Annotated in this window: 18 protein-coding genes; 13 read left to right on the top strand and 5 right to left on the bottom strand. The window is 44.8% G+C overall.

The genetic code is table 11. From position 1 onward, the window contains the following. The first annotated feature begins 18 nt into the window (after positions 1-18). Positions 19-1,170 (top strand): cytochrome d ubiquinol oxidase subunit II, encoded by a 1,152-nt coding sequence (gene cydB, locus OIM59_RS11320; protein WP_299173296.1) that lies wholly within the window; start codon positions 19-21, stop codon positions 1,168-1,170. Positions 1,171-1,442: 272 nt separating this feature from the next. Then, positions 1,443-3,941 (top strand): family 43 glycosylhydrolase, encoded by a 2,499-nt coding sequence (locus OIM59_RS11315; RefSeq protein ID WP_303896737.1) that lies wholly within the window; start codon positions 1,443-1,445, stop codon positions 3,939-3,941. Positions 3,942-4,064: 123 nt separating this feature from the next. On the opposite strand, the gene OIM59_RS11310 is transcribed toward OIM59_RS11315, so the two are convergent. The 4 genes from OIM59_RS11310 to OIM59_RS11295 form a co-directional block, all read right to left on the bottom strand. Beyond that, positions 4,065-7,328 carry a S41 family peptidase gene (locus OIM59_RS11310; protein ID WP_303896736.1) on the bottom strand — a complete coding sequence of 1,088 codons (3,264 nt, stop codon included), beginning with the start codon at positions 7,326-7,328 and terminating at the stop codon, positions 4,065-4,067. Between the two features lie 8 nt (positions 7,329-7,336). Next, positions 7,337-7,597, bottom strand: a complete 261-nt coding sequence (locus tag OIM59_RS11305; protein WP_299173304.1) for a hypothetical protein — start codon at positions 7,595-7,597, stop codon at positions 7,337-7,339. Between the two features lie 6 nt (positions 7,598-7,603). Next, entirely contained in the window at positions 7,604-7,972 is a 369-nt protein-coding gene (locus tag OIM59_RS11300; protein ID WP_299173307.1) for a phage holin family protein, read from the bottom strand. 78 nt (positions 7,973-8,050) lie between these two features. Beyond that, a complete protein-coding gene (locus tag OIM59_RS11295; RefSeq protein ID WP_072543161.1) occupies positions 8,051-8,254 on the bottom strand; it encodes a YtxH domain-containing protein in 204 nt (67 codons plus the stop codon). A gap of 192 nt (positions 8,255-8,446) precedes the next feature. Here OIM59_RS11295 and OIM59_RS11290 point away from each other — a divergent pair, with 192 nt between their 5' ends. The 11 genes from OIM59_RS11290 to OIM59_RS11240 all read left to right on the top strand — a co-directional run bounded on the left by OIM59_RS11290 (position 8,447) and on the right by OIM59_RS11240 (position 21,563). Next, complete coding sequence (locus OIM59_RS11290; RefSeq protein ID WP_072543160.1) at positions 8,447-8,941, top strand: SPOR domain-containing protein; 495 nt, start codon at positions 8,447-8,449, stop codon at positions 8,939-8,941. A 108-nt stretch (positions 8,942-9,049) separates the two neighbouring features. Then, complete coding sequence (locus tag OIM59_RS11285) at positions 9,050-10,003, top strand: PCMD domain-containing protein (protein ID WP_299173312.1); 954 nt, start codon at positions 9,050-9,052, stop codon at positions 10,001-10,003. Between the two features lie 242 nt (positions 10,004-10,245). After that, positions 10,246-11,256: a type I glyceraldehyde-3-phosphate dehydrogenase gene (gene gap / locus OIM59_RS11280; protein WP_072543158.1), complete on the top strand. Its 1,011-nt coding sequence runs from the start codon at positions 10,246-10,248 to the stop codon at positions 11,254-11,256. Positions 11,257-11,379: 123 nt separating this feature from the next. Further along, on the top strand, positions 11,380-12,291 hold the full coding sequence (gene miaA / locus OIM59_RS11275; RefSeq protein WP_299173314.1) for a tRNA (adenosine(37)-N6)-dimethylallyltransferase MiaA: 912 nt from the start codon (positions 11,380-11,382) through the stop codon (positions 12,289-12,291). A gap of 6 nt (positions 12,292-12,297) precedes the next feature. Continuing rightward, positions 12,298-13,230, top strand: coding sequence for a diacylglycerol kinase family protein (locus OIM59_RS11270; protein ID WP_177865013.1), 933 nt, complete (start codon positions 12,298-12,300; stop codon positions 13,228-13,230). 3 nt (positions 13,231-13,233) lie between these two features. Next, positions 13,234-14,037, top strand: a complete 804-nt coding sequence (kdsA, locus tag OIM59_RS11265; protein ID WP_303896731.1) for a 3-deoxy-8-phosphooctulonate synthase — start codon at positions 13,234-13,236, stop codon at positions 14,035-14,037. Positions 14,038-14,075: 38 nt separating this feature from the next. Continuing rightward, entirely contained in the window at positions 14,076-15,257 is a 1,182-nt protein-coding gene (locus OIM59_RS11260; RefSeq protein ID WP_303896729.1) for an OprO/OprP family phosphate-selective porin, read from the top strand. A 101-nt stretch (positions 15,258-15,358) separates the two neighbouring features. Further along, positions 15,359-16,633, top strand: a complete 1,275-nt coding sequence (serS, locus tag OIM59_RS11255) for a serine--tRNA ligase (protein ID WP_303896727.1) — start codon at positions 15,359-15,361, stop codon at positions 16,631-16,633. Between the two features lie 305 nt (positions 16,634-16,938). Beyond that, positions 16,939-18,876, top strand: a complete 1,938-nt coding sequence (locus tag OIM59_RS11250) for a glycogen debranching enzyme N-terminal domain-containing protein (protein WP_299173323.1) — start codon at positions 16,939-16,941, stop codon at positions 18,874-18,876. A gap of 14 nt (positions 18,877-18,890) precedes the next feature. Next, positions 18,891-20,162, top strand: coding sequence for a glycosyltransferase family 4 protein (locus tag OIM59_RS11245; protein WP_148329680.1), 1,272 nt, complete (start codon positions 18,891-18,893; stop codon positions 20,160-20,162). A 15-nt stretch (positions 20,163-20,177) separates the two neighbouring features. Next, positions 20,178-21,563: an alpha-amylase gene (locus OIM59_RS11240; protein WP_299173327.1), complete on the top strand. Its 1,386-nt coding sequence runs from the start codon at positions 20,178-20,180 to the stop codon at positions 21,561-21,563. 83 nt (positions 21,564-21,646) lie between these two features. Here the strand turns inward: OIM59_RS11240 and OIM59_RS11235 are convergent, their stop codons facing one another. Next, on the bottom strand, positions 21,647-23,101 hold the full coding sequence (locus OIM59_RS11235; RefSeq protein ID WP_299173329.1) for a DUF4270 domain-containing protein: 1,455 nt from the start codon (positions 23,099-23,101) through the stop codon (positions 21,647-21,649). Between the last annotated feature and the right edge of the window lie 2 nt (positions 23,102-23,103).

Genomic DNA, 23,103 nt, shown 5'->3' with positions numbered 1-23,103 from the left:
TCTTAAAACCGAAAAAATATGGATTCAACTTATATATTCTTGCAGCATTACTGGTGGTTCCTGGTTTCTTTGCTGGGTGCATTGCTGGTGTTTCTGCTGTTTGTGCAGGGAGGAAACTCTTTGCTGTATTGCCTGGGACGTACAGAAGACGAACGTACTTTGCTTGTGAACTCCACGGGGCGTAAATGGGAATTTACCTTTACGACGCTGGTCACTTTTGGAGGAGCTTTCTTTGCTTCTTTCCCTTTGTTCTACAGCACCAGTTTCGGAGGGGCTTACTGGCTGTGGATGATTATCCTTTTCAGCTTTGTGCTGCAGGCGGTGTCCTACGAGTTTCAGTCGAAACTGGGCAACTGGCTGGGTAAACGTACTTATCAGTTCTTTTTGGTGTTGAACGGAGTGGTCGGCCCGCTGTTGCTGGGTGCGGCCGTGGCTACTTTCTTCAATGGCTCTAATTTTGTGGTAAGCAAGGGTAATCTGACCGATGAGATGATGCCGGTCATCAGTCATTGGGGAAACGGTTGGCATGGACTGGATGCTTTTGGCGACCCTTGGAACTTGATTTTGGGATTTGCCGTACTGTTCCTTGCCCGTTTGTTGGGAAATCTGTATTTCATCAACAACATCCGTCACGAAGAACTGAATGCCCGCTTCCGCCGTCAACTGATTGCCGATGTGGTGCCTTTCCTGGTTTTCTTCCTGGCATTTGTCATCCGTACGTTGTTGAAAGACGGCTTTGCGGTAAATCCGGACAACGGGCTGATTGTGATGGAGCCGTTCAAATATTTCCATAATCTGGTAGAAATGCCGTATCTGCTCATCCTGTTCCTGATAGGAGTTGTGGGTGTGTTGTATGGAATAGGCAAGAGCATTTTCTGCAAAACTTATACCCGCGGCATCTGGTTTGCCGGAATCGGTACCGTGCTGACGGTGCTGGCCTTGTTGCTGGTGGCTGGCTATAATCATACGGCTTATTATCCGTCTACCGCCGACTTGCAGAGTTCACTGACCATTGCCAACAGCTGCTCCAGCCAGTTTACACTGAAAACCATGGCCTATGTGTCTATTTTAGTTCCGTTTGTACTGGCTTATATCATCTATGCATGGCGGGCTATCGACCGCAAGCCGCTGACCATGGAAGAAATAAAGGAAGACGAGCATAGCTATTAGTCTACAGGCTTGTCTTTTTTGCTGAAACCGTTGTCCGATTATAGAGTGGTCGGACAACGGTTTTGTGCTTGAAAAAAACGCAAGTACGTTTGACTCAAAACGTAAGTGCGTTTTAATCAAAACTCTTTGGCGTTTTAGGAAAAACGCAAGTGCGTTTTTGGAGGGCCTTTTAAAAGTTACATTTCTCTACCTTTTGTGTTCTTTTTTCTCCGTTTTTTCAGAAATTACTTGCTATTTTTGTGTGTTGTATAATTTAGCATCTTATAGATACCATGAAAAAACTATTCTTGTTGATTGTGCTTTTCATTTCTGTGGGGACCGGAATAGGGGCACAGAATTTTCCAAAAGTGATTTTCCCCGGAGATTATCCGGATCCGTCCATCCTCCGTGATGGTAAGGATTATTACATTACGCATTCACCTTTCTATTATGCGCCGGGTTTCTTGATTTGGCATTCCACCGATTTGATGCGCTGGGAGCCGGTTTGCCGGGCACTGCCGGAATATGAAGGTTCCGTCATGGCACCGGATTTATTGAAATATCAAGGGCGTTATTACATTTATTATCCGACTTCTACGGGAGAAAACTACGTGATTTATGCCGACGATATCCATGGTCCGTGGAGCAAGCCGGTGAAATTAGAGGTAAAAGGTATTGATCCAGGCCATGTGGTGGGTGAAGACGGGAAACGGTATCTGTTTACAAACAACGGTTGGATTACTCCCTTGAGCGAAGACGGATTGAAAGTCACCGGGCCGAGCCGCAAAGTGTACGACGGATGGGAATATCCGGCCAACTGGGTGACAGAAGGAAAGGATATGTATCTGGAATCTCCGAAACTGCTCCGGAAAGACGGATATTATTACATGATTTCGGCAGAAGGAGGGACAGCCGGGCCGGCTACGAGTCACATGTGTGTGGTGGCCCGTTCCAAATCGGTGTTCGGCCCTTGGGAAAACTCTCCGTATAATCCGATTGTGCATACATATAGTGCCAGCGAGAATTGGTGGTCGAAGGGACATGGAACACTTATCGACGATGTGAACGGTAACTGGTGGGTGGTATATCATGCGTATGCCAATGGATATCATACTTTGGGACGGTCTACCTTGATTGAACCGATAGAATGGACTTCCGACGGATGGTGCCGTACGGCGCAGGAAGGCATTTGTCTGGGCGGAAACAGGGAACCTGAACTGAAAATGGATGTTTCCGATGATTTTGGTGGACCTGAATTAGGCCTGCAATGGACATACTGGAAAGATTATGCACCGAAGGATGTGGAACTGACGGGAGGAATGTTGAAGGTAAAGGCTAAAGGACGTACTCCGGCCGACGGACGGCTTTTGCTGACTACGGCAAGAGATAAATGTTATGAAACGGGCGTGGAAGTTACCTTGAGCAATGGTAATACGGGCGGTCTGCTGCTTTATTACAATGAGCAGGCGTATGCAGGGGTAGCATCCAATGGGAAAATTTTTACTATCTATCGTGGAGAAGAGAAACCTTTGATGGCAGACAATCAGTTGGGAAATAAGTTCAAAATAAAAATCTTGAATCAGGGCAACCGTTTGAAAATGTCGGTCAGTGCGGATGGAAAGACGTGGGAGGTGTTGGCCGAGAATGTGGATGTCTCCCGTTTGAATCACAATGTGTATAAAGGATTTTATGCTTTGCGTCCGGCGCTTTATGCTGCAGGAAAAGGAAAGGTCGGGTTCCGTGATTTCCGTTACCGTAACGCTATTCCGGAAGAAAAGGATATGGGAGCCTACCTGATGGTTTTTCACCGGGATGAAACGCATGGCCTGTATATGGCTGTGAGTCGCGACGGTTATACCTTTACAGCTGTCAATAACGGTGAGCCTGTATTGGCGGGCGATACCATAGCCTATCAGCGAGGCATTCGTGACCCGCATATCTTCCGCGGACCGGATGGAGCCTTTTACCTGTCGATGACCGACCTGCATGTGTTTGGCCAGCGGGACGGTTACCGGACAACGGAATGGGAGCGTGGTCCGGAGTATGGATGGGGAAACAACCGGGGACTGGTGCTGATGAAATCATGGGATTTGATTCACTGGAATCGGGCCAATATCCGTTTCGACAAGCTTTCTGCCGGATTGAGCGAAGTGGGTTGCGTATGGGCGCCCGAAGTGGCTTATGACGATAAGAAGAGCAAACTGATGATTTATTATACCATGCGGTTCAAGAGCGAGGCCAACAAATTGTATTATGTTTATGTGAACGATGATTTCAATAAGATAGAAAGCACGCCTCAGATTTTGTTTGAGTATCCGATGGACGGAGTGTCGGCCATTGACGGAGATATCACCAAGATTGGTGACAAGTACCATTTGTTTTATGTGGCCCATGACGGAATTGGAGGAATCAAACAGGCCGTATCCGACCGGATGAACGGAGGCTATGTGTACGATGCCCGTTGGTATGACTTTGAGCCAAAAGCGTGTGAGGCCCCCAATGTATGGAAAAGGATTGGCGAGGACAAATGGGTGTTGATGTATGACATATTCAGTATTACACCTCATAATTTCGGATTTGCCGAGACTTCCGACTTCGTGCATTTCAAGAATTTGGGACACTTTAACGAAGGGGTCATGAAGACGACCAATTATACTTCTCCCAAGCACGGAGCCGTGATTCATCTGACGAAAGAAGAGGCAGATAATCTGGAGGAATATTGGAAAACACACCAGCGGAACTATAACCGCCAGGAAGTGATGCATCAGGAACTGGTGGTGAAAGGAGAATAGATGCTGCCAGGTGATCCGCCAAGATTTCTGAAAGAGAAAAGACAATGAGGCAGAAACAGACAGGCGGGGAAAGTTGAACACGAATCAGCTTTCCCCGCCTGTCTGTTTCAGGTAGTTGGAATCTTATTTCTTATTCTTTGCCGCATCGGCTTCTTTAAGCATTTCTTTTACGGCTGCTTCCAGTTGCTCATCTTCGCCCTTCAATGATTTTTCGGGGGTATTGTATACGGTAATGTCGGGTTCCAGCAGATGGTTTTCCATGTACTGGCCACGCATATCCATGCAGCCTACCTGCGGGATACCGAACACGATAGTTGGGTCTATCTGACGTTCCCACCATACGGCAGTCATGGTGCCGGGCACAGGAGCACCAATCAGCTTTCCGATTTTCAGTTCCTTATATACCCATGGGAAACCATGTGCGTTGCTGTAATTGTCTTCGCAAATCATGACGCAAGAAGGCTTCAGCCATTTGTTGAACGGATCGCTGCCGATGTATTGTCCACGTGGCACGAAACGTTGGTATTCTTTGCCGCTCAGCAAAGTGGCCAGGTCGTCGTGAAGCCATCCTCCGCCATTATGACGGGTGTCGACGATGACCGCTTCCTTGTTACGGTTCCGGTCGCTCAGCAATTCGCTGTACACGGTGCGGAAGCTTGGGCTGTCCATGCCTTTCACGTGTACGTATGCAATGCGTCCTCCGGAAAGTTTTTCTACCATTTTTTCATTCCGTTTCACCCAGCGCTTGTAAAGAAGCTCATTCTGGGCTCCCATACTGATAGGTTTGATGCTCACCTGGAATCGTTTTCCGTTGGCTGGATTATAGATGCTGAGTTGTACGTTCTTTCCAGCTTTTCCTTCTAGCATCGGGAAATAATCCACATTTTTCAGTATCGGTTGGCCGTCAATCTTTTCGATGATGCATCCCGTGGTCACATCGGTTTTCTTGACTGCAAACGGACCTTTGGCGATGATTTCCTGTATTTTCAAACCGTCGCCGTCGTATGTGTTGTCGAAGAAAGCTCCCAGACAGGCAGTGGAGAGGGTGGCTCCCGGAGCATAATACCGGGCACCGGTATGCGAACCGTTCAGCTCGCCCAGCAGTTCGCTCAGCATTTCCTGGAAATCATAGTTGTTGTTGATATATGGCAGGAAGCGGGCATAGCTTTCACGGTAGAACTTCCAGTCGGTTCCGTGCAGGTCGGGTACATAGAACTTGTCGAGCACTTGCTGCCATACGTGATTGAAAATATATTCCCGTTCCTTGTAAGGACGATAGTTGAATATAGCTTCAAAATCAACATTCTGGATGTTGTTCTTTTCGGTGTCTATCTTCTTTATGGCTCCGTTGCTGCACAAGAACAGCTGTTTGTTTTCTTTGTTGTAAATCAATGAACCATATCCGATGTCCTTGAGCAAACGCTCAGTCTTCTGTTCCTTCAGGTCGTGTACCCACAAGTCGGCTCCATCTTCAAAGGAAGCCTGATAATACAATTTGTCACCTTTGGGAGAAAGTACGGCATCACCCAGGAAAGATGAATTTCCTGTCAGTCGGATTATTCGGTCACGGCAATTTTCCAGGTCAAAAGTGAGAGGGGTGACTTCCTCTTTTTCTGATTTCTCTTTATTTTTCTTTTTGTCTTTTTTCTTGTCGTCCTGCTTGTCCTTGTCTTCTTCTTTTTTCTCTTTTTCTTCCACGAGTGCCAGCTCTTCCTTACTCAGCCGGAAGCGCTCGTAGGCATCCAGGTCGAAGAACATGATGTAGACATCACTTTCGGCACCCCAGCTTCCGTGGCTTCTGTAGCCGGCCCGGTCACTTTCCCAAATCATGGCTTTTCCGTCCAGCACCCATTTCGCGTTGGAATCATTGTATCCGCTTTCTGTCAGGTTATGGATTTCGCCGTTGCCCGAAGCATTGACCAATGCCACGTCGCTGTTGTTCCATCCACCTGTACCGATATAGCCGCAGAGCAGCCAGCGGCTGTCGGGACTCCATTGGAACCACTGGTCTCCGTCGCTGTAGGAATACTCATATTTCCCGTCCATGGCAGTGCATACGGATTTGTCTTTCAAGTTGAGTACGCGCAAAGTCGTACGGTTTTCAAGGAAGGCCACTTTCTTCCCGTCTGGGCTGTATTGGGGTTGGAAAGAGGTAACTTGTGTCTGCGTAAGCCGTTCTTCCTTGATGCCGGTGGCATAAGTGAATAACTTTTCCTCCTTTTCGGTAAGGCTAGACTGATAGATTTGCCAGATACCATTCCGTTCGGAGGCATATACGATGCTTCGTCCGTCTGGAGAAAAATCTAGGCTGCGCTCTTGTTCGGGGGTATCTGTGATTTGTTTGGTGGTTCTGTAGTCGGTAGAAGTGACAAATACATCTCCATGAAGCACGAAAGCCACTTCTTTTCCATTGGGAGAGACAGCGATTTCCGTAGCCCCAGAGGTTCTTATCTGGTGAGCCAGTTCGGTTTCTGTCTGGTCTGTCACGATACGGATATTGACCTTTTGTGGAGATTGTCCTTCTTTTACGGTATAGATTTCACCGTCGTAGCCGTAGCATAGAAGGCCGTCTTGTGAAGCAGACAAGAAACGGACCGGATGTTGGGTGTGATGGGTCAGCTGAATCTCATTGCTTCCATCCAGGTTTCGTTTGAACACGTTGAAAGACCCGTCTTTTTCGCTCAGGTAGTAAAATGACTGGTTGTCGGCACTCCATACCGGACTGCGGTCTTCTCCGTTGAAGGATGTCAGTTTTTGGTAAGTACGCTGGTGGTTGCCGTCTTCCTTGCTGAGCCAGATGTCACGCGTAATGGAAGATGTATGATGCTTGCGCCAAGGGTCTTCGTAGCCTTTCTGGTCGTGATAGAGCAGGATAGTCCCGTCTTTACCTACGCTGATGTCCTCCATGGGGAAAGAGGAATACAGGACGGGGCGTCCTCCTTGGGTGCTGACTTCATACACTTGCGGAAACTGTGAACTGGGGAAGGACAGGTCTGCCGCATCCGGCATTACGCTTGCCCTGAACAGAAGGTGTCCCTCGTCAGTAAAAGTAACTGGCAATTCATTCCCGGAGTGGGTGGTCAGTCTTTGGGGAGTTCCGCCGTCTTTGGATACAAGATAGATATCCATACTGCCTTGACGGGAAGAAGCGAAAGCTATCTGTTTTCCATCCGGGCTCCAGATGGGATGGGTGTCATAAGCCTGGTGGGTGGTTAACTGTCTGGCTTCCCCGCCTGTGGAAGCCACGGTATAAATGTCTCCTTTATAACAGAATGCAATGGTGCTGCCATCGGGAGAGATGGAGCAATAACGCATCCATAACGGATTTTCTGCAGCTCCGGCCACACTGCATGTGGCAAGCGCAGCAATAAGTAATGGAATTCTCATCAGTGATTTTATCTTTTCTTTCGGTTAAAAAAACGGTGGATACGTTGGAATATCATGATACCGGTCCGGAGTCCGTCGTAAGCGGCGATTCCGGCATTGACATGCTGCATGATATTCTCCATTTGGTTTTTACTTTGTTGCGGAGCGAATAAGTCTTCAGTCAGGCGCTGTATGCGTTCCTTCGAGTCTCTGAGCTCTTGCTTCTTTTGAGCTCTCAGTTGGGAAATGATTTCCACGCTATAATTGATAGGGGTTTTTGTCTCGTCCATTATATCTTATTTTTTAGGGGTAGATTCATCCAGGAACAGTCGGGCCAGAAAATGTACCATCGGTTGGAATATCCATTGTTTACGCATGCGGTAGATGAGAACCGCCAAAAGGAGGACAACACCCCCGATGATGGCATATCCCCCGATGAGGCTTCCTACAAGTGGGGCCAAGGCATAAACCAGCATGAATGAGAAATAGAATAGCGCCATCATGCCGAGGATAATGAGTATGAGTATGAGTATGAGGGTGGACAGGAGGACGGTTAGCTTTTCCACTAAATCGAGCTTGATATACTGTCCTTGGAGTTCTACGTATTTTTTGACTTCCTTGAAAAGGGCTTCCAGGTTGTCGATGCTTCTATCGTTTGCAAACATAGGCAGTTATTCTAAGATGAAAAAATATAAAGCAGACTTTTCCATGGAAAAAGCCTGCTTTATATACTTACGACAAATTTATTCAGCGTCTTTTACTTCTGCTGCTATCTGGTCGACCAAATCTTCCATTTCTGCACGGTTCAGCCGAATGCCTTTCTTGCGAAGAACTTCTGCAATCTTTCTACGGGTTTCTTCGCCTTTTTCCGGAGCAAACAAAATGCCTGCTGCAGCTCCTAATGTTACACCACCTAAGAATGCTGCTACGATACTTAATGCTTTCATAAATCTACTTTTTAAAAGTTATTACTTTACAAATCTAATAATAATCCTGATATGTTGTTCTTTTTTTATCGAAAAATGCATATCTATGTGGTATAAGGTATATAATTAACTGATTTTAATAGTCAGGCAGATTTTATATTGTTACCTTTGCAACATGTTAAACTGAATATTCATCTAATTTGTATAGATAACATGAAGAAAGTAGTTGTAATGGGAATGGCATTGTGCACTGCATTGGCCTTCTCTTCTTGTAAATCAAGTGAAAGTGCTTACAAGAAAGCTTATGAAAAAGCTAAACAGCAAGAACTGGCTGAAGCATCGGCTGCTACAGAAGCACCGGCAGAGGCTCCTGCGGTAGAGGCTGCTCCGGCGCCTGCACCTGTCGTTTCTACGGCTCCTGTACGTGAGGAAAAAGTGGAACTTGTTTCTGGTGACGGACTGAAAGCTTACAGTGTGGTTTGCGGTAGTTTTGGTGTGAAGGCGAATGCAGATGGTCTGAAGTCCATGCTTGACAGAGACGGTTATAATGCCAAAGTGGTGTATAACGCAGAACGTAATATGTACCGCGTGGTAGTGGAATCATTTGATACGAGAGACGAGGCTGCCCGGGCAAGAGACGCGTTTAAGGCCAAATATCCTAATCGTGAAGATTTCCAGGGTTCTTGGCTGTTGTATCGGGTGTATTAAAATGTGACATAGATAAGATTTATTATCCCATATATCAGGATTGGAAGCGGCTGCATGAAAACAGTCGCTTTTTTTATTATATTTGCCGCCGGAAAACTTAGACTATGTATGAAACTGAATAGAATTATAGGTATGGTATTGCTGGGCATGCCTTTGGCCATGCAGGCACAGGAAAAGGTTGTTCCCATTAAATATGGTGATATGGACCAATGGGTGACGCGTAAGATTCATGAATCAGGAATCATTGGAGGAAAGACAAAGCTGTTGTATGAGCTTGGACCGACAAAGGAAATTGATGGGAATGTGGCTTATGTGAATCAGGGAGGCTCTCCATGGGGCAATTCCAACGTAATGGCGAAGGTGATGGGTATTGTGAAAACGAATACCAGTGTATATCCTGAGAAACGGGGAGATGGATATTGTGCCCGTCTGGAAACTCATGTGGAAAGTGTGAAGGTGCTTGGCTTGGTCAATATTACGGTATTGGCTTCTGGTTCGATGTTCCTTGGAGATATGAAGGAACCGATTACCGGAACTAAAGATGGGGAAAAGGCGTTGAATTCCGGATTGCCTTTTACATCCCGTCCAAAGGCAGTCCGTTACGACTATAAAGTGCAGATGTCGGGAGAACCGAATCGTATTCGCCAGACCGGATTCAGCAAGAAATCGACTGTCCCGGGGCAGGACTGTGCCATCATGGTGTGTCTGTTGCAGAAACGTACGGAAGATGCAGAAGGGAATATCATCGCGAAACGCGTAGGAACAGTGGCCGTAAAATATAACCAGACGCAGGGATGGCACAATGGGGCTACGTATGAAATCATGTATGGTGATATCACGCATGACAAACGTTATGTGGCAGATTTGATGCAGCTGGGAGCAGGTGGATATTATGCCCGTAACAGCAAAGGAGAAAGCAAGCTGATAAAAGAGATTGGTTGGGCGGAAGAAAATGAGCATCCTACTCACTTGATTCTTCAGTTCACATCCAGTATGGGAGGGGCATTTGTAGGTTCACCTGGAAACAAGTTGTGGATTGACAATGTCAATTTGGTATATTGAGATTGCAAATTACGTTTTTGAGAAGTAAAAATGAAATAAAAAAAGGCCTTATATATAAATAAGGTGTAAAAGCTGATTGTTTTTGATTAAATTTTCTCCTATTTCTTGATTGACTTTCAAAAGAAATACTTATTTTTGCATCGCAATCAGGGAGAAAGGAATGACATTTTAATACTTCTCTTTGGTTACAGACAGAGTGAGTGTTTATAAAGCAATTATAAAACCTTTAAATTTTAAACAAAATGATTAAAGTAGGTATTAACGGTTTCGGTCGTATCGGCCGTTTCGTATTCCGTGCAGCTCAGAACAGAAACGATATTCAGATCGTAGGTATTAACGACTTGTGTCCAGTTGATTACTTGGCATACATGTTGAAATATGATACTATGCACGGTAAATTCAACGGTACTATCGAAGCTGACGTTGAAAACAGCAAATTGATTGTTAACGGTAAAGAAATCCGTGTAACTGCTGAAAAGAATCCTGCTGATTTGAAATGGGATGCAGTTGGCGCTGAATACGTTGTTGAATCAACTGGTTTGTTCCTGACTAAAGAAAAAGCTCAGGCTCACATTCAGGCAGGTGCTAAATATGTAGTAATGTCAGCTCCTTCTAAGGATGACACTCCGATGTTCGTTTGCGGTGTTAACGAAAAGACTTACGTTAAGGGTACTCAGTTCGTTTCTAACGCTTCTTGTACTACTAACTGCTTGGCTCCGATCGCTAAGGTTTTGAACGACAAATGGGGTATCACTGATGGTTTGATGACTACAGTTCACTCTACTACTGCTACTCAGAAAACTGTTGACGGTCCTTCTATGAAAGACTGGAGAGGTGGTCGTGCTGCTTCTGGTAACATCATCCCGTCTTCAACAGGTGCTGCTAAAGCTGTAGGTAAAGTTATCCCGGCTTTGAACGGTAAACTGACTGGTATGTCAATGCGTGTTCCGACTTTGGATGTATCTGTAGTTGACTTGACAGTTAACTTGGCTAAACCGGCTACTTACGCTGAAATCTGCGCTGCTATGAAGGAAGCTTCTGAAGGCGAATTGAAGGGTATCCTGGGTTATACTGAAGATGCAGTCGTTTCTTCTGACTTCTTGGGTGACACTCACACTTCTATCTTCGATGCTAAAGCTGGTATCGCTTTGACTGATACTTTCGTTAAGGTTGTTTCTTGGTATGACAACGAAATCGGTTACTCTAACAAAGTATTGGATTTGATCGCTCACATGGCTTCTGTAAACTGCTAATTAGTTTAAAACCATATAGCAAAGGCCGCCAGGATTTTCCTGGTGGCCTTTTTTTTGCTCATTATCGTGCTTGGTGTGCAGAAAAAGGTTATCTTTGCTGCCGAACTCCTCAATTTTGCTCTTATGAATTATGATTTGGTTACGATACTTGGTCCTACGGCTTCCGGAAAGACTTCTTTGGCTGCGGCACTGGCAGCGCGTTTGAAAACGGAAATTATTAGCGGAGATAGTCGGCAGGTGTATCGTAGGATGGATTTGGGTACAGGGAAAGACTTATCAGATTATATAGTAGACGGATATCGGATTCCTTATCATTTGATTGATATTGTGGAGCCGGGATATAAATACAATGTCTTTGAATACCAGAGGGATTTTTTAGTGGCGTATGAAGATATGAAATCCAGAGGGCTTATGCCGATTTTATGCGGAGGAACAGGTATGTATCTGGAATCTATCTTGAAAGGATATCGCCTTCTTCCCGTGCCGGAAAATAAGGAGTTGCGAGAGCGTTTGGCTTCCAAATCTTTGCCGGAATTGACCGAAATATTGGGACATTACAAGAAATTGCATAATTCTACAGATGTGGATACCGTGAAGCGGGCTGTCCGTGCCATTGAAATAGAAGAATACTATTTAAAGCAGGATGTGAATGCGCGTTCCTTCCCGGAAATAAACAGTTTGATTGTCGGAGTGGATATTAACCGCGAATTGCGGAGAGAAAAAATTACCCGGCGGTTGAAGAAGCGTTTGGAGGAAGGTATGGTGGATGAGGTAAAATCCTTGTTGGCTGAGGGTATTCATCCGGATGATTTGATTTATTATGGATTGGAGTATAAATATCTTACCTTGTATGTGATTGGAAAGCTTTCGTATGAAGAGATGTTCACTCAGCTTGAAATAGCCATACATCAGTTTGCGAAGCGGCAGATGACATGGTTCAGAGGTATGGAAAGAAGAGGATTCCACATTCATTGGATCAATGCGGAGTCTTCGACCGAGGAGAATGTAAAACGAATTATGGACTTGATAAATTAAACGGATATGGCAGTAGAACCAGACAGATGGGGGGTGATATATAACCCGAAGGCCGGAAGTCGCAAAGCCCAGAAGCGCTGGCGGAATATTCGTGCTTACATGGACGAGTGTAAGGTGAAGTATGACTATGTGCAGTCGGAAGGATTTGGGTCTGTGGAACGTCTGGCAAAAACGATGGCGAATAACGGATATCTTACCATTGTGGTGGTAGGAGGTGACGGAGCCATGAATGATGCGTTGAATGGAATTATGAATTCCGAGGTGGAAGACAAACAGAAAATTGCATTGGGAATCATTCCGAATGGAATCGGAAATGATTTTGCCAAATATTGGGGATTGAGTTCGGACGATTATAAAATGGCAGTAGATGTCTTGATTAACCGTCGCTTGCGGAAAATCGACATTGGAGTCTTTTGTTATTTTGATGGGGAGCAGCACCAGACCCGTTATTTCTTGAATGCGGTTTATATGGGATTGGGAGCCCGAATTGTACGGATTACGAATGAAACCCGTAGATTCTGGGGAATTCCATTGATTTCTTATCTGGCTTCTTTGTTCTTGGTGGCCTTCGAGCGGAAATTATACCGAATGCATCTGAAAGTGAACGATGAGCATATCCGGGGGCGTATTATGGCGGTGGCGGTAGGAAGTGCCTACGGGTATGGCCTTACTCCCAGTGCAGTCCCTTATAACGGGTGGCTTGATGTTTCAATCGTATATCGTCCGGAACTTCGTGAGTTGATTTCCGGTTTGTGGATGTTGCAACAAGGCAGGTTGCTGAATCATAAGATTGTAAAGCCTTATCGTACGCGTTGTGTAAAAGTGTTGCGGGCCCAGAATGCGGAAGTCAGTCTGGACGGGCGTCTTTGGCTGGACCGCCATTTCCCTATTGAGATAACGATTGCTCCAGAAGCTATAACTTTGATAATACCTAATTGATATATGATAAAGAATATTTCTGATTTAAAGCGAGAAGATATGTTTTTCCTGCTGGCAGGACCGTGTGTGATAGAAGGAGAGGATATGGCTCTTCGTATTGCGGAACGGGTTGTGAAGATTACGGATAAGTTGCATATTCCTTATGTTTTCAAAGGGTCCTACCGGAAAGCGAACCGGTCACGTCTGGATTCTTTTACGGGCATTGGAGATGAAAAGGCTCTGAAGATTCTGGCAAAAGTGCGGAATACGTTCGACGTGCCTGTAGTGACAGATATCCATACGGCACCGGAGGCGGAAATGGCTGCCGAATATGTGGATGTTTTGCAGATTCCTGCTTTTCTTTGCCGACAGACCGATTTGCTGGTAGCGGCTGCCCGTACGGGAAAGATAGTCAATATCAAGAAGGGGCAGTTTCTTTCACCGGCTGCCATGCGGTTTGCGGCAGATAAGGTGGTAGAGGCAGGAAACAACCAGGTGATGTTGACAGAACGTGGAACTACGTTTGGGTATCAGGATTTGATTGTGGACTATAGAGGTATTCCTGAAATGCAATTGTTCGGACATCCGGTTATTCTGGATGTGACACATTCTTTGCAACAGCCTAACCAGACTTCTGGGGTTACCGGAGGGATGCCGCAGCTCATCGAAACAATGGCAAAAGCAGGAGTAGCTGTCGGAGTGGATGGCTTGTTTATGGAGACGCATGAGGATCCTTCGAAGGCAAAAAGTGATGGAGCCAACATGCTGAAGTTGGATTTGCTGGAAGACTTGCTTGTGAAACTGGTTCGAATTCGCCAAAGTCTGTAATCTTTATGTGGCGGTTCGGGAACATGGTAAAAAAATATATGAAACGGAGCGGTATCATCTTATGTCTTTGGCTGGGAGGAGTGACAATGGCAGCCGCACAAAGTGAGCCGATGATATCCTCTGGGGAAGAGTCGTTGTTGGAACGGTTGACCGGAGGTCAGCGAAAGGTGGATTGGGCAGATATGAACATTCAGTTCTGCTCGGCGGTGGATGCATCTTTTCAGAATGGGAAACTGGATGAAGCGGCTTTTAAGGTGCATCGTATCCGTTTGGAGGTGCTGGGGGGATTCCATGAGAAATTTACATATCATTTCCGGCAGTCCCTGAATCAGTACACGACGCCTAACATTCCTTTGGACAATCTTTCCGGGTCGGTGGAACTGGCTATGGTCGGTTGGCAGTTGAATGATAAATGGAAGTTGACCGCAGGAAAGCAGCCTGTACAGTTCAGTGGCTATGAATGCTGGGTGAATGCCATTAAAGTGCGGCATTATTCCGATTTTAATAATACGATACCTTGTTATCAGGCGGGGGTGAATGTGGCTTATAAAATGAACGACAGCCATGAATTCAATTTTCAGTTGACAAACAACCGGAATGGAGACAGTAACGACCAGTTCATGTATGGACTGCCGGAAGATGTAGAGGCCACCAAGATTCCTTTGCTGGCTACTGTCAACTGGGACGGATATTTCGTGGATCATGCTATGCAACTCCGTTATTCGTTGTCGTATGGGCAGCTGGCCAAAAATAAAAATGTCTTTTATTTTACCTGTGGTAATGTGTGGGACAAAAAGCCTTTCTTGGGGTACGTTGATTTCATGTATTCTCGTGAAGGAATTGATTCGAAAGGATTGATTAGTGGAGTGACCGTACAGGATGGGGTGGGGCAGACTTTGTCGGATGTGGATTACTTTACGACCATTTTCAATCTGGATTATCGGGTAGCTTCTCACTGGAATCTCTATGTCAAGGGAGTCTATGAGCAGGGAAATGTATTTAAATCATCCGGTAATATCTCAGCCGGGACTTACCGTAGGGTTTGGAATGCCCAGCTTTGTGCCGAGTATTATCCTCTGAAGAACAGCGAACTGTTGTGTTATCTGCATCTTCTGTATAAGAATGTACACCTGACGGAAAGAGCCACTCGTTGGGGAGCCGAGAGTTACAACCAGCAGCGAATTTCGTTAGGTTTGGTTTACACGCTTCCTGTTTTCTAAAGGGAACTGATTTTATACGTGACATCTGTTTACGTATTCCAATAAAAAACTATATCTTTGCAGCACGAAACAGTGAGGATTATACTAAAAAGTAAAAAGATATGCTTACCATTAAACAAATTACAGAAGATACCGACAAGGTGATTCGTGGATTGGAAAAAAAGCATTTTGCCAATGCAAAGGAAACAATTGCCAAAGTGTTTGAACTGAACGATAAAAGACGGAGTGCACAGAATCAATTAGATAAAAACCTTTCAGAAGTGAATTCTACCTCAAAGACGATTGGGGCTTTGATGAAAGAGGGCAAGAAAGAAGAAGCAGAAGCAGCCAAGGCGCGTGTGGCAGAAATCAAGGAAGCCAGCAAGAGCTTGCAGGCAGAAATGGATAAGGCAGCCGAGGATATGCAGAATTTGCTTTACACAATTCCGAATGTGCCGTACGAATGTGTGCCGGAAGGTTTTGGCGCAGAAGATAATGTGGTAGAAAAAATGGGAGGAATGGAAACTGAACTTCCGAAGAACGCACTGCCTCACTGGGAACTGGCCAAGAAATATGACTTGATTGATTTTGACCTGGGTGTGAAGATTACGGGAGCCGGTTTTCCTGTATATAAAGGAAAAGGTGCTCGTTTGCAGCGTGCGCTGATCAATTTCTTTCTGGATGAGGCCCGTGCTGCTGGCTATGAAGAAATTATGCCTCCTACAGTGGTAAATGCCGCTTCTGGTTATGGCACAGGACAGTTGCCCGACAAGGAAGCACAGATGTATCACTGTGAGATGGATGATTTGTACTTGATTCCTACTGCTGAGGTTCCGGTGACTAATATCTATCGTGATGTGATTTTGGATGAAAAGCAGTTGCCGATTAAGAATTGTGCCTATACGCAGTGTTTCCGTCGTGAAGCTGGTTCTTATGGTAAAGACGTACGTGGGCTGAACCGTCTGCATGAATTCTCTAAAATTGAGTTGGTACGCATCGATAAACCGGAACATTCCAAGCAGTCTCACCAAGAAATGTTGGATCATGTAGAAGGCTTGCTGAAGAAACTGGAGCTTCCTTACCGTATTCTTCGTCTTTGTGGAGGTGACATGAGTTTCACTGCAGCCCTTTGTTTCGACTTTGAGGTGTATTCCGAAGCTCAGAAACGTTGGTTGGAAGTTAGCTCTGTTTCTAATTTCGATACCTATCAGGCCAACCGTTTGAAATGTCGTTACCGTAATGCTGAAAAGAAGGCAGAGTTGTGCCATACGTTGAATGGTTCGGCATTGGCTTTGCCGCGTATTGTGGCTGCTTTGCTTGAAAACAATCAGACTCCGGAAGGTATCCGTATTCCAAAGGCGTTGGTTCCCTATTGCGGCTTTGATATGATTGACTGATTGTAAAAACTGATTCGTATAGGTTTCTAAATAAATCGTCTGACGAACCTCTTTTTTGAATAAATTGAGGAGGGCCGTCAGGCGATTTTTTTATATCTTATTTTTGAAGCCGGACATTCTGATAGGTAATGACATTTTACGGACTTCATTTGAGGAGAAATATCGTTTTTTGTAGAAAAAACAACGTAGGAAGGTAAAAAAAAAGGATTTTGGTTTTGCTATTAGTTTTTAATCATTAATTTTGAGGGGAAATAAAATAACATCTTTTTAGAACGAATATTAATTTATAACCTTAATATACAACTATGAGTTATTTACGATTTGATAAGACTATAATGACAAATCTGGAAGAAACTCTGACTAGAGAAATTCTTCGTACAAATCGCTCGGGGGCTTATCATTGTTCGACTATCGTGGATTGTAATACCCGCAAGTATCATGGCTTGCTGGTAATACCTGTGCCGGAGTTGGATGATGAAAACCATGTGTTGCTTTCTTCTTTGGATGAAACCGTCATTCAGCATGGCGCAGAATTCAATCTAGGTCTTCACAAGTATGGAGGTGACAATTTTAGTCCGAGAGGACATAAGTACATCCGGGAGTTTGAGTGTGAGAAAGTGCCGACTACGGTTTATCGGGTCGGGGGAGTCGTGCTGAAGAAAGAGAAAGTTTTCGTGCATCATGAAAACCGCATTTTAATTCGCTACACGTTGGTGGATGCACATTCGGAAACGACTCTTCGTCTTCGTCCTTATCTGGCATTCCGCAGCGTGCGTCAGTACACTCATGAGAATGCACAGGCCAGCCGTCATTATGACATGGTGGAAAATGGAATCAAGACATGCATGTATCCGGGATATCCCGAACTCTACATGCAGCTGAGCAAAGAGAATGAGTTCTGTTTCCATCCTGACTGGTACAGAGGCATTGAATATCCTAAGGAACGTGAACGTGGATATGACTTTAATGAGGATTTGTATGTTCCAGGCTATTTCGAGGTGAGTATCAAGAAAGGGGAATCGGTCACTTTTTCTGGTGGTGTTTCTCCGATAGAAACCCAATCCTTAAATGCGCTCTTTGCAGCCGAAGTGGAGCAGCGTACTCCACGCAATAATTTTAAGAACTGTCTGATTAATTCCGCCCACCAGTTCTTGAACAAGCAGGATGGGGAATCTTATATTTTGGCTGGATATCCATGGTTCAAATGTCGTGCACGCGACATGTTTATTTCTTTGCCGGGATTGACTCTTTCTATTGGAGAAGTCGGTAAGTTTGAAATGATTATGGAAACTGCCATAAAAGCTGTTTATGCGTTTATGGAAGGAAAAGAAAGCCATCTCAAAGTAACCGAAATCGAACATCCGGATGTGTTTCTGTGGATGGTATGGACCATACAGCAGTATGCCAAGATGGTGTCGTGGGATGAAGCAAGGGTGAAATACGGAAAACTGTTGAAAGACGTGATGGAGTATTTGGCCGGTAACAAACATCCTAATCTGGCAGTACATGATAATGGCCTGGTTTATACCAATGGAAAAGATAAAGCAGTGACATGGATGAACTCTACGGTCAATGGACGTCCGGTGGTAGCACGAACGGGATATATAGTAGAATTTAATGCGTTATGGTACAATGCCCTTTGTTTCGTAGCTGATTTGCTGGCTGGAGACGAGGGCTTTGCTGCTTATTTACGTCAGTTCTCGGAAAAGGCAGCTCCCTCTTTCATTCATACCTTCCTGAACGAGTATGGCTATTTGCTGGATTATGTAGATGGGGATATGATGGATTGGAGCGTACGCCCGAATATGATTTTCACTGCTGCATTTGATTATTCTCCGCTTGATTCCAAACAAAAGAAAGGTGTGATTGACATTGTGACTAAAGAATTGCTGACACCGAAAGGAATCCGTTCTTTAAGTCCGAAGAGTGGCGGTTACAATCCGAATTATGTAGGTCCTCAGCTTCAGCGAGACTATGCATATCATCAGGGTACGGCATGGCCGTGGTTGGAAGGTTTCTACCTGGAGGCTTATTTGCGTATCTACAAGCGGAGTGCGATTTCCTTTGCAGAGCGTCAGCTGATCAGTTACGAGGACCAGATGACCTGTCATTGCATAGGTTCCATTCCGGAACTGTTTGATGGCAATCCGCCTTTCCAGGGAAGAGGTGCCATTTCGTTTGCGATGAATGTAGCCGAGATTTTACGTACATTGAATTTGTTGGAGAAATATAACAATCAATAAGAGGAGGAGTTTATATGAAAGTTTTGATGTTTGGTTGGGAATTTCCTCCTCACATCTTAGGAGGATTAGGTACAGCCAGTTATGGACTGACTCATGGGCTTGCCCAGCAGCAGGATATGGAAATCACTTTCTGTATTCCGAAGCCTTGGGGCGATGAAGACCAGAGTTTTTTGCGTATCATAGGCATGAACAGTGTGCCCATTGTGTGGCGTGACGTACAGTGGGATTATGTAAAAGACAGAGTGGGAAGCTATATGGATCCGCAGCTATATTATGATTTGCGTGATCATATCTATGCGGACTTCAATTATATGCATACCAATGATTTGGGGTGTCTGGAGTTCTCTGGTCGCTACCCGGACAATCTGCATGAAGAAATCAACAATTATTCCATCGTAGCAGGGGTAGTGGCCCGTCAGCAGCAGTTTGATATTATTCATTCACACGACTGGCTGACTTATCCCGCAGGTATCCATGCGAAACAGGTATCCGGCAAGCCGTTGGTTATCCACGTGCATGCCACAGACTTTGACCGCAGTAGAGGCAATGTCAATCCGACGGTTTATTCCATCGAGAAGAACGGTATGGACCATGCAGACTGCATTATGTGTGTGAGCGAGCTTACCCGTCAGACTGTAATTAATAAGTATTATCAGGATCCTCGCAAGGTCTTTACCGTACACAATGCTGTGTCTCCGCTTTCCAAGGAGATTCAGGATATTCAGGTGAAGAAGAATCCGAAAGAAAAGATTGTGACCTTCCTCGGACGTATCACCATGCAGAAAGGGCCGGAGTATTTCGTGGAAGCTGCGGCTATGGTATTGAAGCGTGCTCGTAACGTTCGGTTTGTGATGGCCGGAAGCGGTGACATGATGAACGCCATGATTCGCCTGGCGGCGGAAAGAGGTATTGCCGACCGGTTCCATTTCCCAGGATTCATGAAAGGGAAACAAGTGTATGAGGTTTTGAAGTTGAGCGATGTATATATCATGCCTTCGGTATCCGAGCCGTTTGGTATTTCTCCGTTGGAAGCCATGCAGTGTTGCGTACCGACGATTATTTCCAAACAGTCTGGTTGTGCGGAAATCCTTTCCAAGTGTATAAAGACCGATTATTGGGATATACATGCCATGGCAGATGCTATTCATTCCATTTGTACCAATGATTCATTGTATGAATATCTCCGCGATGAAGGAAAGAAAGAGGTGGATGGTATTGTATGGGAGAAGGTCGGCGTGAAGATTCGTGGACTTTATGAGCAAGTCTTAAAAAATTATGGAAAATAAAAACAGCAATACGATATGAAAACAATTTGTCTTTACTTTGAAATACACCAGATTATTCATTTGAAACGTTATCGTTTCTTTGAAATCGGTTCGGAACATTATTATTACGATGATTATGCCAATGAGCAGGGTATGAATGAGGTGGCTGAACGCTCTTATATTCCCGCTTTGAAGACCCTGATTGAGATGGCAAAATCGTCAAACGGAGCATTTAAGGTCGCATTGTCTATTTCAGGAGTCGCTTTGGAGCAGCTGGAGATTCATGCGCCTGCAGTCATAGAACTGTTGCATGAGCTGAATGCGACAGGTTGCTGCGAGTTCCTTTGCGAGCCTTATTCACACGGCTTGTCTTCTTTGAAGAATGAAACCTGCTTCCGGGAAGAAGTAGAACGTATGCGTGTGAAGATTAAAGATTATTTCGGTCAGGAACCTAAGGTATTCCGCAATTCCAGTTTGATTTACGATAACGAAATTGGAGGCATTGTAGCCGATATGGGCTTCAAAGGAATGTTGGCTGAAGGTGCGAAACATGTATTGGGCTGGAAGAGTCCTCACTACTTGTATCATTGTGCCGAAAATCCGAATCTGAAATTATTGCTTCGTGACTTTAAGTTGTCGGACGATATCAGCTTGCGTTTCTCTAACAGTGAATGGAGTGAATATCCGCTGTTTGCCGATAAATACATTGGTTGGATTGCTTCTTTGCCTGAAAACGAACAGGTCATCAATATCTTTATGGAACTCTCTGCATTGGGTATTTTCCAGCCGTTGTCTTCCAATATTCTGGAATTCCTGAAAGCGCTGCCTGAATGTGCCCGTCAGAAAGGAATTACGTTCTCTACTCCTTCAGAAATTGTGACCAAGCTGAAATCGGTAGATATGATTGATGTGCCTTATCCGATGTCATGGGTAGACGAAGAGCGTGATATCAGTCCATGGTTGGGTAACGTGATGCAGCGTGAAGCGTTTGATAAGCTTTACAGCGTGGCAGAACGTGTACACTTGTGCTCAGACCGCCGAATCAAACAAGACTGGGATTACCTGCAGGCAAGCAATAATTTCCGTTTCATGACCACTAAACAGATGGGAGTGGCTTTGGATCGTGGAATTTATGATTCTCCGTATGATGCGTTCACCAATTACATGAATATCTTGGGCGACTTTATCGGACGTGTCAATGCCTTGTATCCGGTAGATATGGAAGACGAGGAATTGAATTCTTTGTTGACTACTATACGTAACCAGGAGGAAGAGCTGGTGCAGTTGAATGATGAGGTGAAACATTTGCAGGCACAGCTGAAAGAGAAGGAGCAGAAAGTGGAAAAAGCTCCGGCAAAGAAGGCTCCGGCCAAGAAAGCTGCTTCTTCCACGGCTAAGAAAACCACTTCAAAGAAAGCATAAATCCGATGAATTATCGGAATAAAAAAATCCTGGAATCAATCGATTCCAGGATTTTTTTATGATATCCGCTTCCTAACAGCTGTTTATTTATTGAATTTAGGTTTAGTGTAGATGACTTCCATTTTTATCTTCTCACCGTCTTCCCCACCTACCAGTTTAGCTGAATTTACTTCCAAATCGTGTGAAAGTCCAATTGTATTCTGCTGTGAGTCTGTTTCTTTCTTTACAGGAATCAATACCATTGTATTGTATTCATCCCATCCTTCAGCAGGTTCCTTTTTGGTTCTCATGTCGCTGAATATCTGACTGATCAGACGGTTTACCTGTGAGAATGAATAAGAGTTCGTCGTACTGTTGTAAGTGCCGAGGAAAGACGTCTTGCTGTCATAATTTTGCTTCTGTTCAAAGAAGTCTTTTACTTCACTTTTTCGGATGAGCAGCAAATTCTGTGGTGTTCCCATCTTGTAAGGACTGCTTGCCGAGTTTTCGCTGACATTTTTGTACTTAGTAAATGACATAGATACAGAGTTCAGTGTATCATTGCCAAGGGCTTCATACATTTCTTTCAGCGGGAGCTTCACTTCCGTGCAAAGGCCGGCAGGCGTTTTCAGATATGTGTTGTGCGTTTCCGCAGCCAGTTTTTCCAAATTGTCTCCAGAGTTACTTAAACGTGTGGACATATATACCTCATTTGTTGCGGCAAACGGGATGGAAGTGTAAACTAAGGAATCCACCTTACCCGATGAACTTTCTATCAGGTAACTCACTTTCATGCGCAGCCAGATGGCTCCGATATACAAAATCGAACCTTCTCCACTTGTGTTGTGTACATAAAATCCCGGCAATACGTTGTGGATGAAGGAGTATGAGTCTTTAAAGTTCTTTTTGTCTTCATTGTATTTCCTTTTCAGGAATGCGCTGAAAGTTTCTTCCCCTTTCGCTTTTCTGGCTTTATCCAAATCAATGACCAAAGGAGGATAGTATCCATTGGCTTTTTTGATGGAATCAATTTCCTCTTCGCTCCATGAATTGTCGCGCACGGCGTAATCCTGTTCGGCCAAGGCTTCTTCATTTTTATTGTAGAAGTTTTCCGGATTATAAGAAGTATAATATAAACTTAAGTCTTCTCCATCATCGTCGATTTCTCGGTTTAACATATCCACCCTTACACGCATCGGTGCCAATGAATCGCCGAAGAAACTGGAATAAGACAGTTCCAGCGTAGTGGATACGATATCCTGCATGGTTTCTGGAAATTCAAAACCTTCCGTACAGTTGATTTGTGTAATGAAGTCAGTGGTATAGGTTCCGAAGTCCGGGTCTGTGAATTTCCCTAAATACGCATTGCTGGTACGGGAGAATACACCATTCGGATTCAAATCCGTATATTTCAGTGTCTTTGTGGTCGCTTCGAAAGTTTGAGCCGATGCCGTAATTTCATCCGCGTCTGCCACGAAATCACCGATACCGGTAGTGGTATCATCACAACTGTAGAGTGTGGCTGCAAGTCCGATTGCGGCCAAGAACTTAAGTCTCATTT

Origin of the sequence: Bacteroides mediterraneensis, from assembly GCF_025993685.1 — a bacterium.
Lineage (GTDB): Bacteria > Bacteroidota > Bacteroidia > Bacteroidales > Bacteroidaceae > Phocaeicola > Phocaeicola mediterraneensis_A.
This window is presented reverse-complemented; position numbering and strand designations above follow the sequence as displayed.